The sequence below is a fragment of the Paenibacillus sp. Soil766 genome (genome assembly GCF_001428105.1).
GTDB lineage: Bacteria > Bacillota > Bacilli > Paenibacillales > NBRC-103111 > Paenibacillus_E.
Genome location: NZ_LMSJ01000003.1, coordinates 60,821 through 76,724, shown reverse-complemented (window position 1 = coordinate 76,724; position 15,904 = coordinate 60,821). Strand labels below are relative to the sequence as shown.

The window sequence follows — 15,904 nt, the reverse complement described above, 5'->3', positions numbered from 1 at the left end:
TGAACTATGATGTAGTTGCGCTTGGGGAGTACTTAATTGATTTCACACCGTATGGTCGATCCGAAGCAAGACAGCCGTTGTTTGAGCGCAATCCGGGGGAGCGCCCGTGAATGTGGTCGCTGCATTGGCGAAGCTCGGCAAGAAAACGGGGTTCATCGGGAAGGTAGGCAGTGACCCGTTCGGTGCGTATTTGCGTGAAGCTTTACTTGAGGTCGGCGTGTCAGCTCGCGGCTTGGTTGAGACGGACGAGGCTCATACGACGATGGCTTTCGTTCAGCTGGATGCAGATGGAGATAGGTCGTTTCATTTCGCAAGGAATCCTGGTGCTGATCAGCTTTTGAGAACGGATGAGTTGAATCTTGCCATGCTGAAGGAGACACGGATTTTCCATTTTGGCTCGATTTCAATGACGGAGGAACCTGCATATACGGCAACTCTAAAGGCAGCGATTCCATCGCTGGGTACATTGGAGGAGATTCACGCGTTGATGCGAGATGGAGACAGGGAGGGTGTTCTAGGATGAGTCAGCGGACAGAAAGTGAAAAGAATCTGCTTCACATGGAACGCGTGGAACTAGCGAATCAAGCGTTGGGGCAAGGCGTCAAGTCAGTCACGGAGGATAGATATAGACTTGGTTATCATCTCATGCCACCAGCGGGATGGATGAATGATCCGAACGGTCTCATTTATTGGAACGGAGAGTATCATGTGTTTTATCAGCATTATCCATTTGAGTCCAAATGGGGGCCGATGCATTGGGGGCATGCCAAGAGCAAGGATTTGATTCACTGGGAGCACCTGCCTATCGCGCTAGCGCCTTCCGAAGATTATGATAGCGGAGAAACAGGTGGTTATGGCTGTTGGTCCGGCAGTGCAGTCGATGATAACGGCGTTCTGACATTAGTCTATACGGGACATGTAGATGGACGTACGCCGACGGAGGTTCAGTGTCTCGCGACTAGCACGGACGGGATTATTTTTAGCAAATCAGGGGCTAATCCTGTTCTTGGTGGCGCACCGGAGGAAGGTGGGTTCGGCTTCCGCGATCCGAAGGTTTGGCAGCATGATGGTCAGTGGTACATGGTTGTTGGTTATGGAAAAGATGGCTTGGGCAAAGCGTTGATGTACACATCATCCGATTTGCTCACATGGCGCCATCTCGGGATTGCAGCAGAGAGTAACGGTATGATGGGCGATATGTGGGAGTGTCCTGATTTATTTCCGCTAGGTGATGGGGATGATCATGTGCTTATTATTTCCCCGATGAACATGGGAACTACCAAGACGATGTACCTAACAGGCCAATTGAGCTATGAGACAGGAAAATTCGACTACCGTTATGCGGAACGGTTGGATTATGGGTTCGATTTCTATGCACCGCAAACATTGGTAGACGGACAGGGCCGGCGCATCCTGCTGAGCTGGATGAACATTTGGGGCGCTCAAATGCCAGAGCAAGTAGATGGCTGGCTGGGGGCCTTTACCTTGCCGCGCGAGTTGACACTGGCAGAGGATGGCACGTTGCGGATGCAGCCTGTGGCGGAGCTGGCGGCGCTGCGGAAGGGTAGGGAATGTGTCAATCGACAGGTGATTTCTGCGGATACGATGGTACCTTTAATCAACCTTGGAGGCGACCAGCTAGAACTAATCGCCGTGTTTAACACGAAGGAATCTGATGAGGAGGCCGTGTTTGGGGTTCACGTTCGTTGCTCAGAGGATGGATCTGAGTACACGGAAGTTTCCTACTCGGTTGCGGAGCAAACACTCCGCGTTGATCGCACTCACGCCGGTTCAGGTGAGGTTGGTGTGAGCGAAGTACAGGTGGAACCGATGGAGGATGGAAGCATCAAGCTGCATCTGTTTGTGGATCGCTCCTCGTTGGAGCTGTTCGCGAATAACGGGGTGAAAACGATAACGAATCGGATTTATCCCAATGGTGGCAGTCTGGGGGTTAAGCTTTTTGCAAGGCATGGTGAAGCCTGCTTAGAAAGTTTGGACGCATGGAAGTTGTCATTGTAGATACAACAGAATAACCAATTTTAAACAGACGAGCATTCCGCGAAGCCAGGTGGTATAATAGGTTAAACGTTTCAACAAACCTGGTGAGGAGTGTTACATATGACGACAATTCAGAAGGGTTGGGCTCAAGAAGCATGGGCACAAACCGTTGCGAAAGTAGACAAAACAAGTAAACGTATTGGTGATGGATTCCCACATGCAAGTGTAGGCGGAGAGTATAAACTAGAGCCGGCTTATTGGTGGACAGCGGGCTTCTGGCCTGGGTTGTTGTGGTTATTATATCGTGATACGAAGGATGAAGGACTTAAGGGGTTGGCTGAATCTTGTGAGCAGCAGCTCGATCAAGTTGTAACGGACTACTATCGTCTGGATCATGATATCGGATTCATGTGGACTCTGACGAGTGTTGCACGCTACAAGCTAACTGGTGCAGATGATTCCAAGCGCCGCGCGTTGCTCGCGGCGAACCTGCTTGCAGCTCGATTCAACGTGAAGGGCAGCTACATTCGCGCTTGGAATCCTTGGCGCGAAGGCGAGGACAATGCAGGCTGGGCCATTATCGACTGCATGATGAACTTGCCGTTGCTACACTTTGCTACGCTGACTACAGGCGACCCGCGATTCAAAGAAATCGCTGTAAGGCATGCCGATATGGCGGTGGATCACTTTATTCGTCCCGATGGATCGGTGAATCATATCGTGATTTTTGATCCTGCCACCGGTGAGAAGCTTTCCGTGAACGGTGGGCAAGGTTTTGCGCCGGAATCGGCCTGGTCGCGTGGAACCGCGTGGGCGATTTACGGGATGAGCCTCAGCTACAAGTACACGGGAGATGAGAAGTATTTGCATGCGGCCAAGCGTGCTGCGCATTTCTTCCTGGCGAACCTGCCGGAAGATCATGTGCCACATTGGGATTTCCGCTTGCCAGATGGCATTCCGGCGTACCGCGACTCTTCAGCTGGCGCGTGTGCGGCTTGCGGTTTGCTCCTGATCGCGGAGCAAGTGAGCGGCCAAGAAGCATCCCTCTACCGCGAAGCGGGGGAGCGCATCTTGCACTCGCTTTACACGAACTACGGTGCGTGGGATTCGGAAACCGAAGAAGGGTTAGTCACCCACGGTACTAGCCATTACCCAGAGGGGAAAAACATCGACGTGCCGCTCATCTACGGCGACTACTACTTCGTAGAGGGTCTTTCCCGATTGCTCGGGCATGGCGAGCTGTTCTGGTAGGTTAGGTTAATTTGGTAAAAGAGTTGTCTTTCAGTAGCTATTGCTACTTGAGGGCAGCTCTTTTTTGCGTTTATACGTTGCAACAGCACCAGCGCTCCAATCGCTCCAGCCCTCTAGCGTTCCTAGCAGGCCAGCCCTTTCGCGCTCCAAGCACGCCAACACTCTAGTGTACCAAGCACGCCACCATGCCTGCCGTCAAGAATAACTGGATTTCCTACATCTAATTTCACGCTAAACTTACCTTTGGAGCGAATAGCTGGATTTCCTCCAGTTAAATCACGCTATTCCTGCTGAATCCGTGCAATTGGTCGAAATTAGCTACATAATTTCCATCTATATTCGTAAAACTGACGAGATCTGCCAGAAATAGCTGTATAATTTCCATTTATTTACCACTTAAGGAATAAGGGAAATCAACGTGATGTGATTTTGCTACTTGATGCAGGTTGGAGATACAGGAAGCAAGAGCTAGCTAGTTAGAGAATAAGGAGATCAACGTGGCGGGATGGCAAAATTGTAGATACCTCAGAAACTGTTATATACGGCACCTCCACCCCCACCCCAACCACCGCATCCGTCGCACCACCCCCTCGTCACTTCCACTTCCCCATAAAGAGACTTTTACTACAGTAAATCGACATCCGCCCTCATTGTTGGTCCCACGCCTTGAAACCTATAATTAACACAGAAGACAAATAGATAGTGTAGGTGAGAGCAGATGAAATCCGCTACTGTAAATGAGGTTGTCCAGCGGTCAACCAGTGCAACGAAGAAGAAAGGTTGGTGGAAATACGTCCTGCAGCATCGTGCATTCTATATCATGCTGATTCCTGGACTGCTGTATTTCCTCGTGTTCAAGTATGTCCCACTTCTGGCAAGTTTCATCGCCTTTCAGGACTACAACATTTTCAAAGGCTTCACAGGAAGTGAATGGGTTGGGTTCAAATGGTTCCATCAACTATTCACGTACGACAAGTTCGGACGACTGCTCCGAAATACGCTGTTAATCAGTTTATATCAAATTGTGTTCGCCTTCCCGTTGCCGATCCTCCTGGCAATCATGCTCAATGAAGTGCGATCGATGGCCTTCAAGCGAATCACCCAAACCGTGCTATATTTACCGCACTTTTTATCTTGGACGATCGTGTTCGGTCTCACATACATGTTGCTGTCGCCGACACAAGGACTCATCAATCACGTCATTTCCTCCTTCGGCGGTGAAACCGTTGCCTATCTTCAGAAACCGGAATACTTCCGTTCTATCATTATTTTTTCGGGCATTTGGAAGGAAATGGGCTGGAACGCAATTATTTTCATCGCAGCGCTTGCGGGTATTAACCCGTCCTTATATGAAGCAGCGAGGATGGATGGCGCGAATCGTTGGAAGCAGTTCTTACATATCTCGATACCAGGCTTGCTGCCGGCCATCATGATCCTGCTCATGCTGAAAATGGGACACATCATGGATTCAGGCTTCGAGCAAATCTATCAATTTCTAAATCCCGCCACGTTTGAGACAGGGGATGTATTGGATACTTACACCTATCGAGCGGGCATTCTGCAAGGTCAGTACAGCATAACGACAGCCATCGGATTGTTCAAATCGGTTATTGGTTTTATCTTACTCGTCATTGCGAACCGTGTGAGTAAATGGACAACCGGTGAAGGGCTATATTAAAGGGGCGATACGACGATGAAAATTAGACGAACACCAGGTGAAATCGTTTTTGATACAGCGAATGCACTTCTCTTACTGCTCTTTTGCGCTGCGGTTGCCATTCCATTGATGAATGTCATTGCCGGCTCACTCAGCTCCAATGAAGCGATTATCCATTCCGAAGTGTCACTTTGGCCTGTAGGATTTAATCTCCTCAATTATGACTTTGTTATCCGCAATGCGGTGTTTTGGAAGTCGTTTGGGGTCACAATTCAGATCGTTTTGATTGGAACAGCAATCAACATGGCACTTACGATCCTTACCTCTTATCCGCTATCCAAAGGTTGGCTAGGCGGCCGCAAGGCGATTCTACTTTTCATCATATTCACGATGATCTTTCAGGCACCGATGGTGCCGATGTACATTTTGATCAAAAGCCTAGGCCTGCTCAATAGTATCTGGTCACTCATTATCCCAGGTGCGCTGAGCGCGTTCAATATGATGCTTTGCATCACCTTCATGAGGTCGATTCCGGAGGAGCTTTTTGAAGCGGCACGGGTAGATGGCATGTCCGAATACAATATTGTATGGCGCATCGTGGCGCCATTATCCATGCCAATCAACGTGACGCTGATTTTATTCTACGCTGTGGGGCATTGGAACAACTATTTAGGACCGCTATTGTACATTACCGATCGCGAACTGCAGCCCCTACAATTGTATCTGTATAAGCTCATTTCACAATTTGATATGGATTCTGCCGGAGGCCAATCGATCTTGGAGCTTTCCACGGCAGTAACCCCTCAAGGGTTGCAGATGGCGACGATTGTCATTGCCACGCTTCCGATTATTATCGTGTACCCATTTTTGCAAAAGCATTTCATCAAAGGTGCACTGTTAGGTTCGGTTAAGGAATAAGGTTAGGCGTGAATTAGCCTCGATTTGACGCGATGAAGGAGGTGGTGAGACACATTCCACGCATTCCAGAAATGTCCAGATGAACATGTGAAACGAACTAAACTATAATTAAGAAAATAGGGAGGGTCTATTCGATGAAAGTGAATATGAAACAAATGGTTACACTTGTATGTATGGTATGTCTTGCAGGTGCAACAGTTGCCTGCTCCTCAGATAAGGGCTCCACGACAGCAACGACACAGACGCCAGTGACACCTGCTGCAAGTCAAAGCACGACGCCGGCTGCACCAGAGAAAATCAGCTTATTCGTCTCCAATAACGCTCAACAGATTCCGGCTGGCAAGTCGATGGATCTGGCTACAGTTAAGTATCTCGCTCAAAAAACAAATACAGATCTAAACATCACCTTCCTCCCGCATGAAAACTACATGGATCAGCTCAAATTGAAGTTCGCTTCCGGCGATATTCCTAACGTTCACATGGTTTGGGGTATTGAGACCTCCGATCTTGTTATCAACGGTTTGGCGATGGATTTGAAGCCATTAATCGATAAATATGGGCCGAATTTGAAGAAAAATATCCCGCAATCCGCTTGGGATGCTGTTACACTCAATGGCAAAATCCTCGCTATTCCACAATTAGCGCAAGGGAATGCACCTGCAGAACGAGTTATTTACGTGCGTAAAGACTGGATGGATAAGCTGGGAATTAAGGAGCCAAAAACATCTACAGAGTTCCTTGATATGCTGCGTGCGTTCCGTGATAAGGATCCGAATGGCAACGGTAAGAAGGATGAAATTCCGTTCGCTTCCCGTGAGAAATTCGAGTGGGCTGATAACATTTTCGGGATGTATGGGGTGAATCTAGACTCTAACAGTCTCTACAATAACGAGGTTATGCCTGGTTATGTGAACCCGAATATGAAAAAAGCGTTGGGAATGCTTAACACGATGTATAAAGAGAAGTTGATTGATGCGGAATTCCTAACGAACACTCGGGCGATTTGGGATCAAAAAATCAAGTCCGATCTCGTTGGTTCTTGGAACCACGTCGTATTCGGTGCATGGGATCCTTGGCAGAAGGAGCTTAGCAAATTGCTTCCTGATAAAAAGCCTAACGTACTCGGCATTCCAACACCAAGAGGTGAAGGCTACGATGGGAAATTGGGACGCGTTGAGAAACCAGTATTGAAAACGTTTGTCGTACATAAAGATACGAAAAACCCTGAAGCTGTTGTGAAAATGTTCGATTGGCTCGTTTCGGAAGAAGGACAACTATTCACGGAGCTTGGTATTGAAGGGCAATCCTTTACCAAAGAAGGAACTGCACTTAAGTACAATGCAGATAAGGATCCTGATTTGAAATGGCGTTCCGCTGTGTTCCAAATGCACGGTTTCCATGAGCAAGCTCAGAAGGTATTGATCAATAACGATGAAGCTTACAACAAGCTTATTCAAACGATCGAAACGTCCCGCAAAGAAGGTATTCCGAATCCAACTGCAGGTATGCCGCCTTCCGAAACGTTGACGAAGAACGCAGATCTTGGTTATAAAGGTTCCTTCCAAGAGGTTGCTGCCAAAATTATTCTCGGCGAGAAGCCGCTGGACTACTTTGATGAGTACGTAGCGAACTGGAAGAAGCAAGGTGGGGACAAAGCGATTAAGGAATTGACGGACTGGTATAACGCAAACCGTAAGAAGTAAGTAGTCGTAGGACTATGACACATGCCCATCTGAAGCTGGTAAGACACTCGCTCAGGTGGGTCCTCTTTTATGAATGATGGATGTGAATGAAGGAAGGATGAGATAGGTGATGATGAGAAAGGGGAAAATGGGGAGACTGCTTTCTCTCCTGTTAATCAGCGCGATGCTGGTTGTACCGTTCCAACCCAAGGTTTCCCTAGCACAGGTGCTGACGGAAGAGGAATTGGGTCAACTGCCTGGCAGTGAGGTTCTTATTTCTGATATTAACATGCAAGGAGCGGCGCTCAACCCCGAGGCTGCGTTGTATGGAACTGTTGCAAACTCAACTGTTGAAGGGCAGGCGTTTACAGAAGCATTACGCTTTGCGACGAACGTGCAGCCAGCAAGCACGTATCTTTTGCAATATGTACTCCCAATTGAAGCAAGTATTGAGAAAGACGATGTTATTTTGGCAACATTCTATGCAAGAACCCTGAGATCCACGGTTGAAACGGCTGAAGGTACAGTCGCATTGGTCATGGAGAAAAGAGGGAATTTTGAAAAGTCGATTACCGAGACGATAACGGTTCCTACACAGTGGAAGAAATTCATTGTGCCGATTAAAGCTGCCTTGTTGATGGAAGTGAACACACCGCAGATTGCGTTCCGACTTGGCTATAAGCCACAGGAGATCGAAATCGGCAATCTTAAAGTCGTGAATTACAAGAAAGCGGTTACATTTGATAACTTGCCGAGCACGCCAGTCATTTACGATGGAATGGAAGAAGACGCCCCATGGCGCGCAGAAGCCAATCATCGTATTGAGCAGATTCGCAAAGGGGATATGCAGGTCGAAGTGAAAGACGCTGATGGCGATCCTGTTCAGGGCGCAAGCATTCAAGTGAAAATGACGAAGCATGACTTCAAGTTTGGTACAGCTGTCAATAGCACGATGATTAATGGTACGGATGCGAATGCAGAAACGTATCGAACTAAGCTCAAAGAGAATTTCAATTCGGTCGTTATGGAAAATGAGATGAAGTGGCAATGGTGGGAACAAGATCGAAGCCGCACTGTAAATCTCTACAACTGGTTGGGTTCCAACGGATTTGATATCCGAGGACATGCTCTGCTATGGGATGGTTCTACGCGAGTACCGGCAGATATTCCAGGTATGGTGAGCAATAAGACAGCGCTGGAGAAGCGTATTCGAGATCATTTCCATGAACTTGCGGGTCTCTTCAGGGGGAGATTGTATAACTGGGATGTGCTGAATGAACCTGTTCTGAACAGCATGATCCGTAGTACGTATACAGACCAAGGTGCACTGATGGCGAATTGGTTCAAAATGGCCAAAGAAGCTGACCCAGCGGCAAAGCTGTATGTCAATGAAACGCAAATTCTTGGTGTAGATGCGCCGGTGATCCAGAATTTTTCGAACATTTTGCAATCGATGAAAGATAATGGAGCTCCTATAGATGGGGTCGGCATTCAGGCACATTTCGGCAGTACGCCGGTAAGTCCGATGGCATTCTACAATCAGCTTACGCATTTCACGCAGTACGCACCTGAAATTGCCATTACGGAATTTGACGTAAATTCACCGAAAGAAGATATTCAAGGGAAATTTACACGGGATATTCTGCTTGCTTCGTTTAGCCATCCGAATGTGACATCGTTTACGATGTGGGGATTCTGGGATGGCGCCCATTGGCAGAATAATGCCCCGTTGTTCCGAAGCAACTGGACGTTGAAGCCATCAGGCGAACAATGGCGCAATCTGATCTACGGAACATGGTGGACGAACGAGATGGGTACAACGGATAGCAATGGTCAGTTTCAAACACGTGGATTCTATGGAGACTATGACATCATCGTCACGAAGGGTGGCGTAAGTCAGACAGTAAAATCCTCTTTATTGCAGGGGCAGGAAAACAAAGTTGAAGTTGTATGGGGAGCGCCATCACAAGGTGGAACAACAGACACCTTCGTACCTTTATCCGTACCTGCTCAAAATGCAGAAATCACAGCGCCGGTATGGCCGTATGGCAGCACATTTGCTGTATCGGAGGCAACACCGACTTCGGTGACATTCCGTTGGCCAGCAGCTCATGACAATCTGAATGTGGCGGGGTATCGGATCTATAAAAACGGCAGCCTCGTGACACAAACGACAGCGAATGTGACCAGCTATGATGTGACAGGACTAACACCGGGGCAAACTTATGTGCTGCGTGTCCAAGCAGTAGATGCGAATGGCAATCTTTCGCTTCCTAGCCCAGATATTCAAACTGCAACAGGATTGGCAGCGGATGCGACAAGACCTGGCTGGAACAAGGGCTCGTTTATCACCATAGACAATTCCAACATAACGGAGACAGAAGCTGCGCTTTCTTGGCCAGCAGCTTTTGATGATGATGTGACAGGCTATCGCATTTACGTTAACGGTCAAATCGTAGGAGACTCGGTTGTGCCTTCTTATACGTTGAGTCATCTAACTGAGAACAGTCTCTATACGGTTCGTATTGAAGCGAAGGACGCTGAGGGGAATTTGTCCGCGGGTGGACCTATCGTTACATTCCAAACACTAGGTGTGACAGATGTTACAGCTCCCGCGTGGGTATCTTCAGATCAACTTAATGCCGTGGAAACCACAGCGACTAGTGTGAAATTAAACTGGAACACTGCACAAGATGCTCGCGGAGTGACGGCTTATCGTGTATATCAAGGGAATCAAGAGCTGGTGACATTGCCAGCCACAATGCAACAATTCCAAGTGAACGGCTTAGTACCTAACACTAGCTATTCCTTCAAAGTAGAAGCTGGAGATGGCAGTAACAACTGGTCTGTAACGGGGCCGGTAAGTACTGTTAAAACGAGTATAGGAGCGGATAGCTCAGCACCAAAGTGGCCGACTAACCGTATGCTGACGTACAGTGCCCTAACTGATCACGCGGTGACGTTAAACTGGACGCCAGCTGTGGACAACATTGATGTATCCGGTTATCGAGTGTATCAAAACAACAGCGTCATTGCGAATGTCTATGGGTCTGAACAGACCTATGCAGTAACCAATCTGACTGCAGGTGGGAACTATACATTCCGTATTGAGGCACGTGATGCGACGGGGAATTGGAGTGCGAACGGACCGTCGGTTACGGTAACGACCGTCCCAGGAGTGACAAGAACACAGCAAATTCTGTACCCGAGCGATGATACCTTCATCCAAGCGCCAGCAACAGTTGGAGGTGCAGGTACGAACAATAATATTGCCTATCTTCGTTATAAGAATGCGGCAGGTGCTACGCCGAGTGATACGAACAAAAATACAGGAAATAACAGACGAGCTTATCTAAAGTTCCCTTTAACATCGGTTACTGGAAACGTGTATGACGCCACACTGAATCTCTATGTGTTTGCTGTTCAAACACCGAATATGGACATTAATATGGATCTTTATCAGACAGGTGATAGCTGGTCAGAAGCAGGCGCAGCACCAGTAAACTGGTTGAATAAGCCTGTTGACGGGGCCAAGATAGCTTCTACACTTGTACGGAACGCTAATTTTTGGAAAACTTTCTCAGTGACGAGTCAGGTTGCAACAGAGCTCAGTGGAGATGGGACGATCTCTTTCAAACTTCAGGACGATGCTTGGCTAGATCAGAATGTTGATATTCATTCCAAAGAAGCTACGGGCGCAAATGCAGTTTATAAGCCTTACTTATCTGTTGGCACAGAGCAAATGCCCGTGGATACTACGCCGCCTACTTGGAGCAGCGGTACATTAAGCGCCACACAAGTACAACCTCTTGGAGCAACGCTGACTTGGTCAAGTGCACAAGATCAGAGGGGCATTAATGGCTATACCATCTATCGTAATGGTACTGCGATTGCCACGGTTGGCTCTGATGTATACAGCTATGCAGTAACGGGGTTAACACCTTCGACAGCTTACACATTCAAGGTTGAAGCCCGGGATGCAAGCTTGGTATCAGCGACAGGTCCTACAACTAACCTTACAACACCAAGCGCAGATAACTTTGCGCCAACTTGGTCAGGAGCGGCTGTCTTATCTACGCAAGATGTATCACGTTTTGGCGTTACCTTACAGTGGCCTGCAGCAACTGACCAGTATGGAATAGCAGCATATGATATTTATAACGGAAATTCGGTTGTAGGCTCTGTCTATAGTGATGTGCAAACCTATCACGTAACAGGACTTACAGCAAGGACAGATTATGACTTCCATGTAAGTGCGCGAGATGCATCAGGCAATCGTGCTGCGGGACCTGGGATTCGTGTAACGACACTTGCACCAGATACGGCTCCGCCTACATGGAGCCAGATTAGCACTCTAGTCGTTTCGTATAAAACTTCATCGGGGTTACAACTGAATTGGCCTACGGCTTCAGATGATACGGAAGTTCATGCTTACCGCATGGAGCAGAATGGTGTGGAAATTGCGTATGTTGCCAATGATGTACGAAGTTATTACGTTAATGGCCTAGATGCCAACACACAGTATCCTTTCTCCGTTGTCGCTATGGACCAGGCAGGAAATGCGTCACAACCGCTGCAACTGACAACTAGTGTCTATAAGCTAGATACCATTACACCGCAATGGCCGACAGGTTCGAGAATCCATTCTACGAAGTTGTCAGATCGTGAAAACTTGGAATGGGATAGGGCTACAGATAACGCTGGCATTGAATGGTATGTCGTGTACCGTAATGGTGTTCAAGTTGCACAAGTAGACGCTACTTATACAAGTTACTCAATCATGGGTACACCAGACAGTGCAGCCGTGTATAAAGTTGAAGCGAAGGATTATGTCGGCAACTCGACTGTATTCGGGCCGAGCACGAATGATCCAGAAATCCCAGTTCCAAGTGACACAACAGCGCCTGGTTGGCCTGCGGAAAGCGCTTTGACACAAGGAAACGTGACATCGAATGCCATTCAACTCTCATGGAGCCAAGCGATTGACCGCATAGGTGTAACCCAGTATAAGCTCTTGATGAATGGCAACATAGTGACAACTACGCCAAACATAACGTGGCAGGTAACAGGATTGACCGCTGATACAGCGTATGACTTTAAGGTTGAAGCGGCGGATGCGGCGAACAACTGGTCAAGCAATGGTCCGACGCTTCAGGTTAGAACGCAAGCTGTTCCTGCCACAACTGGGCCATCTACAGGAACGGGGACGCAACCAGAGATTGGTAAACCGTCGATTACTCTTAACAATGGGGAGGCTAAGATTACTTTCCCAGCATCAAGCGTAACAACTCTGAATGGGAAAGCCACAGCAACCATTGATAAAACAACTATTGATGAAGCTTTTAAGAAGTTGGATGCACAAGCGGGTGGAACGACTCCGAAAATTACTCTGCAAGTTCCGCAAGTCGCAGGAGCTAACAGCTATGCACTTGAACTGCCAACGGAGTATCTTACCCAGCAAGAATCCACACACGGTCTGATCATTTCCACACAACTTGGCACGATTGTTTTACCTAGCAATATGTTTGCCAATAACACGCAGGCAGCCAAGCAATCGAGCATAACGATCAACATTTCGAGCGATAAACTGCCAACGCATACCGACCTGAAGGGCAAAGCAGGCATCGTCGTGGATCTTCAGTTCACAGCATCAGGCCAACCGATGAATTTCGAGAACAAAGATGCTTCCGTTTCTGTAAGTATTCCTTATGCGCTGTCTCAGGAAGAGAAAGCTCATCCTGAACTGTTAAATGTCTGGTATGTGAACGCACAAGGCCAAGCTCAACTCGTACCGACAGGCAGCTACAACGCTGCTACTGGCAACATTGAATTCAGCACGAATCATTTCAGCATGTATGCAGTTTCCTACAACAAGCCAGCTTTCCAGGATCTCGCTTCCACAAAGTGGGCGCAGAAAGCCATTGAGACGCTTGCTGCCAAAGGGATTATTCAAGGGATTACGGCTCAAGCGTTCAATCCGACGGCTGCCATCACACGAGCAGACTTCACGAAACTACTTGTTGAAACTTTTGGGCTGCAAGCGACATCGGATACGCATTTCACGGACATTCAGAAAGGTGCGTATTACGAGAAAGCCGTTGGCATCGCGAGTAAACTCGGCATTGTCAATGGTGTAGACGATCAACACTTTAACCCGCAAGCTAGTATCACCCGTCAAGATATGTTCGTTATGATTACGAGAGCATTGACGGGAGTGAACAAAATATTACCAACAGCAAATAATGCAAGTAAATTCACGGACGGAGCCGATATCGCTTCTTATGCGGTGCAGGCCGTAAATGCCCTCGTTCAGCAAGGGTTAGTCGAAGGAAACGCCGGTAAAGTGAATCCGCTTGGTCATACAACCAGAGCCGAAACTGCCGTCATGTTGTACAGATTATTCCAATTTATCTACCAATAAGTTGCAATGCTCAAACCGTGCCTATCGTAGGCGCGGTTTTTGTCGTATTTTAAACAAAAAAGTACGATCCCTACAGTAAATAAAACGCTTACCTCATTGCTCAGGACTGAATTTGGGCATATTATTTAACTACGAGACGCTAGGCACATCATCGTCTGTTCACAGGGGGAGATCAACTTGTATAACTATATGCTCAAGAGCCTGAAGCGCTCCCTGAAATGGAGGCTCATCTCCATCATTGTCACCATTCTGATTTTTACCGTTTCGACGATCGGTATTTCTAGCTATATGCAGACGAGGAGTTCTGTTCGTAAAGATATTGATCACCTCAGTATGCAAATTCTTAAACAAGCAAATATGAACTTGAATCGCTACTATACGGAGTACGAACTGGCCTTTCTTATGCTGAGCAACAGTCTCGAAGTCCGAGATTGGATGCGTGTTTCTTCCCCAAATGTATCTTCTGAGCTCATACGTACCTACGAGAGAATCAAAGATAACTATTTGAATCGTTTATTTTTACAATATCCAGAGGTATTATCCGTTTCTTTGTACAATCCGAGCGGGTTTGAGCAGCATTTCGTTAATACGTACGCCCTTCCCTTAAAATATACGATTAAAAATGAACCTTACTTCGCTCAAAGCGGCAATTATGAGAAGGTCAAGTTTATTACCGGTATTTCAGAGAATTACATCGATGCGACGAATCAGAAAATGAAGATCCCTGTGTTGACCCTTTTTAAGCAGCTGAGTAATGGTTATTTGAAAATTGATATTTCACTGAAGCCGTCTCAGAGTGTCATGTCCCAAATTAATATTGCGAACACGGGCTCTGCCCTCGTTATGGATCAAGCGGGTACGATTATTCATCATTCCCACTCTGCAGAGGTGATGGGGCATATGGATGATCATATTGTGCAAGCGGTGAAAGGGCAGCAGGAGGGTTCTGTGTTCGACAAGTCGGGAAAAGAGCTCATTATTTTTCAAACCATTCAGATGACAGGTTGGAAAATTATTGCGATTCTTCCGTATCAAGAAATTGCCCAAAGCATTAACTACACGAGAAACGTCACGATTGTTATTGCGATCTCGGCTTTGATTATTTCGGTTTTGCTCACCTATTTTGCAGCTTCTTCCATTACAAGGCGGATTCTAGGTTTGCGTAAAATGATGAAAGCGATGCAACTGACGAGCTCCTTTCATTTGCGGGCTGAGGTGGAGGGTGTGGATGAGGTTGCTGATTTGAGCATCTCTTTTAATAATTTGCTCGGTCATCTGGAGCAGTCCATACATGATCATGCGGAGACGCGCGTTTTGCAGCACCGGGCCGTGATTTCGGCGCTTCAGTCGCAAATTAATTCCCATTTTTTATATAACACGCTCGAAACAATCAATTCCATGACTGTCATTGCGAAGCAGTCGCATATTGGTCATGTAGCGGTCAATCTCTCCAATATGCTGCGCTACACGTCGGATTTCAAGAATATGAAAGTCGTTCTCAAAGAAGAGATCAAGCACTTAGAAAATTATTTGACGATCATGAAAGTCCGATTCAAAGATGAAGTCACGTATAGCATTGAGGTACCTGAGGAGCATTTGCAAGCGATATGTACCAAAGCACTTCTGCAGCCTCTGGTAGAAAACAGTATTAAGCATGGGAGAGAAACGACAGGGGAATCCGTACATATTCATATTCGTGGGGAAGTCGTGCAGGGGGACAAAGGGGACAAGCTGCTACTCACGGTTGCTGATAATGGACCTGGATTCTCGGCGGAGACGTTAGTTCGATTAAAGCAGGAACAAGCGGATTCCCACGCGCACCAGTATAGGCACAATCAAGTCGGGCTTTCGAATCTGATTTACCGTTTGCATATGTTTTATGCGGGTGAAGCTAAAATTACGTTCTTTAATGACCCCGTTACTGGGGGGGCGGTTGTTGAAGTCATTTTGCCATTACAAGATAGCTTGGATACATAG

At 47.3% G+C, this 15,904-nt stretch carries 8 protein-coding genes; all 8 read left to right on the top strand.

Going from position 1 to position 15,904, the window contains the following annotated elements; all coding sequences use genetic code 11:
- The first annotated feature begins 106 nt into the window (after positions 1–106).
- The 8 genes from ASG89_RS03185 (at position 107) to ASG89_RS03150 (ending at position 15,904) form a co-directional block, all read left to right on the top strand.
- A complete protein-coding gene (locus tag ASG89_RS03185; RefSeq protein WP_057308862.1) occupies positions 107–523 on the top strand; it encodes a PfkB family carbohydrate kinase in 417 nt (138 codons plus the stop codon).
- Complete coding sequence (locus ASG89_RS03180; protein ID WP_057308861.1) at positions 520–2,019, top strand: glycoside hydrolase family 32 protein; 1,500 nt, start codon at positions 520–522, stop codon at positions 2,017–2,019. The genes ASG89_RS03185 and ASG89_RS03180 overlap by 4 nt, the downstream gene beginning before the upstream one ends.
- 99 nt (positions 2,020–2,118) lie before the next feature.
- Positions 2,119–3,249 carry a glycoside hydrolase family 88 protein gene (locus tag ASG89_RS03175; RefSeq protein ID WP_057308860.1) on the top strand — a complete coding sequence of 377 codons (1,131 nt, stop codon included), beginning with the start codon at positions 2,119–2,121 and terminating at the stop codon, positions 3,247–3,249.
- A gap of 718 nt (positions 3,250–3,967) precedes the next feature.
- The gene (locus tag ASG89_RS03170) at positions 3,968–4,927 is read left to right on the top strand and encodes an ABC transporter permease (protein WP_057308859.1); all 960 of its coding nucleotides are present in this window, start codon (positions 3,968–3,970) and stop codon (positions 4,925–4,927) included.
- Positions 4,928–4,942: 15 nt separating this feature from the next.
- Positions 4,943–5,824, top strand: coding sequence for a carbohydrate ABC transporter permease (locus ASG89_RS03165; protein WP_057308858.1), 882 nt, complete (start codon positions 4,943–4,945; stop codon positions 5,822–5,824).
- 134 nt (positions 5,825–5,958) lie between these two features.
- Entirely contained in the window at positions 5,959–7,527 is a 1,569-nt protein-coding gene (locus tag ASG89_RS03160) for an extracellular solute-binding protein (protein ID WP_057308857.1), read from the top strand.
- Between the two features lie 109 nt (positions 7,528–7,636).
- Positions 7,637–13,927, top strand: a complete 6,291-nt coding sequence (locus ASG89_RS03155; protein ID WP_057308856.1) for a fibronectin type III domain-containing protein — start codon at positions 7,637–7,639, stop codon at positions 13,925–13,927.
- Positions 13,928–14,104: 177 nt separating this feature from the next.
- Positions 14,105–15,904 carry a sensor histidine kinase gene (locus ASG89_RS03150; RefSeq protein ID WP_057308855.1) on the top strand — a complete coding sequence of 600 codons (1,800 nt, stop codon included), beginning with the start codon at positions 14,105–14,107 and terminating at the stop codon, positions 15,902–15,904.

Bases quoted from the DNA above. Each gene is read 5' to 3' on its own strand.
- ASG89_RS03180 (WP_057308861.1), top strand. From the start codon at position 520: ATGAGTCAGCGGACAGAAAGTGAAAAGAATCTGCTTCACATGGAACGC.
- ASG89_RS03175 (WP_057308860.1), top strand. From the start codon at position 2,119: ATGACGACAATTCAGAAGGGTTGGGCTCAAGAAGCATGGGCACAAACC.
- ASG89_RS03170 (WP_057308859.1), top strand. From the start codon at position 3,968: ATGAAATCCGCTACTGTAAATGAGGTTGTCCAGCGGTCAACCAGTGCA.
- ASG89_RS03165 (WP_057308858.1), top strand. From the start codon at position 4,943: ATGAAAATTAGACGAACACCAGGTGAAATCGTTTTTGATACAGCGAAT.
- ASG89_RS03160 (WP_057308857.1), top strand. From the start codon at position 5,959: ATGAAAGTGAATATGAAACAAATGGTTACACTTGTATGTATGGTATGT.
- ASG89_RS03155 (WP_057308856.1), top strand. From the start codon at position 7,637: ATGATGAGAAAGGGGAAAATGGGGAGACTGCTTTCTCTCCTGTTAATC.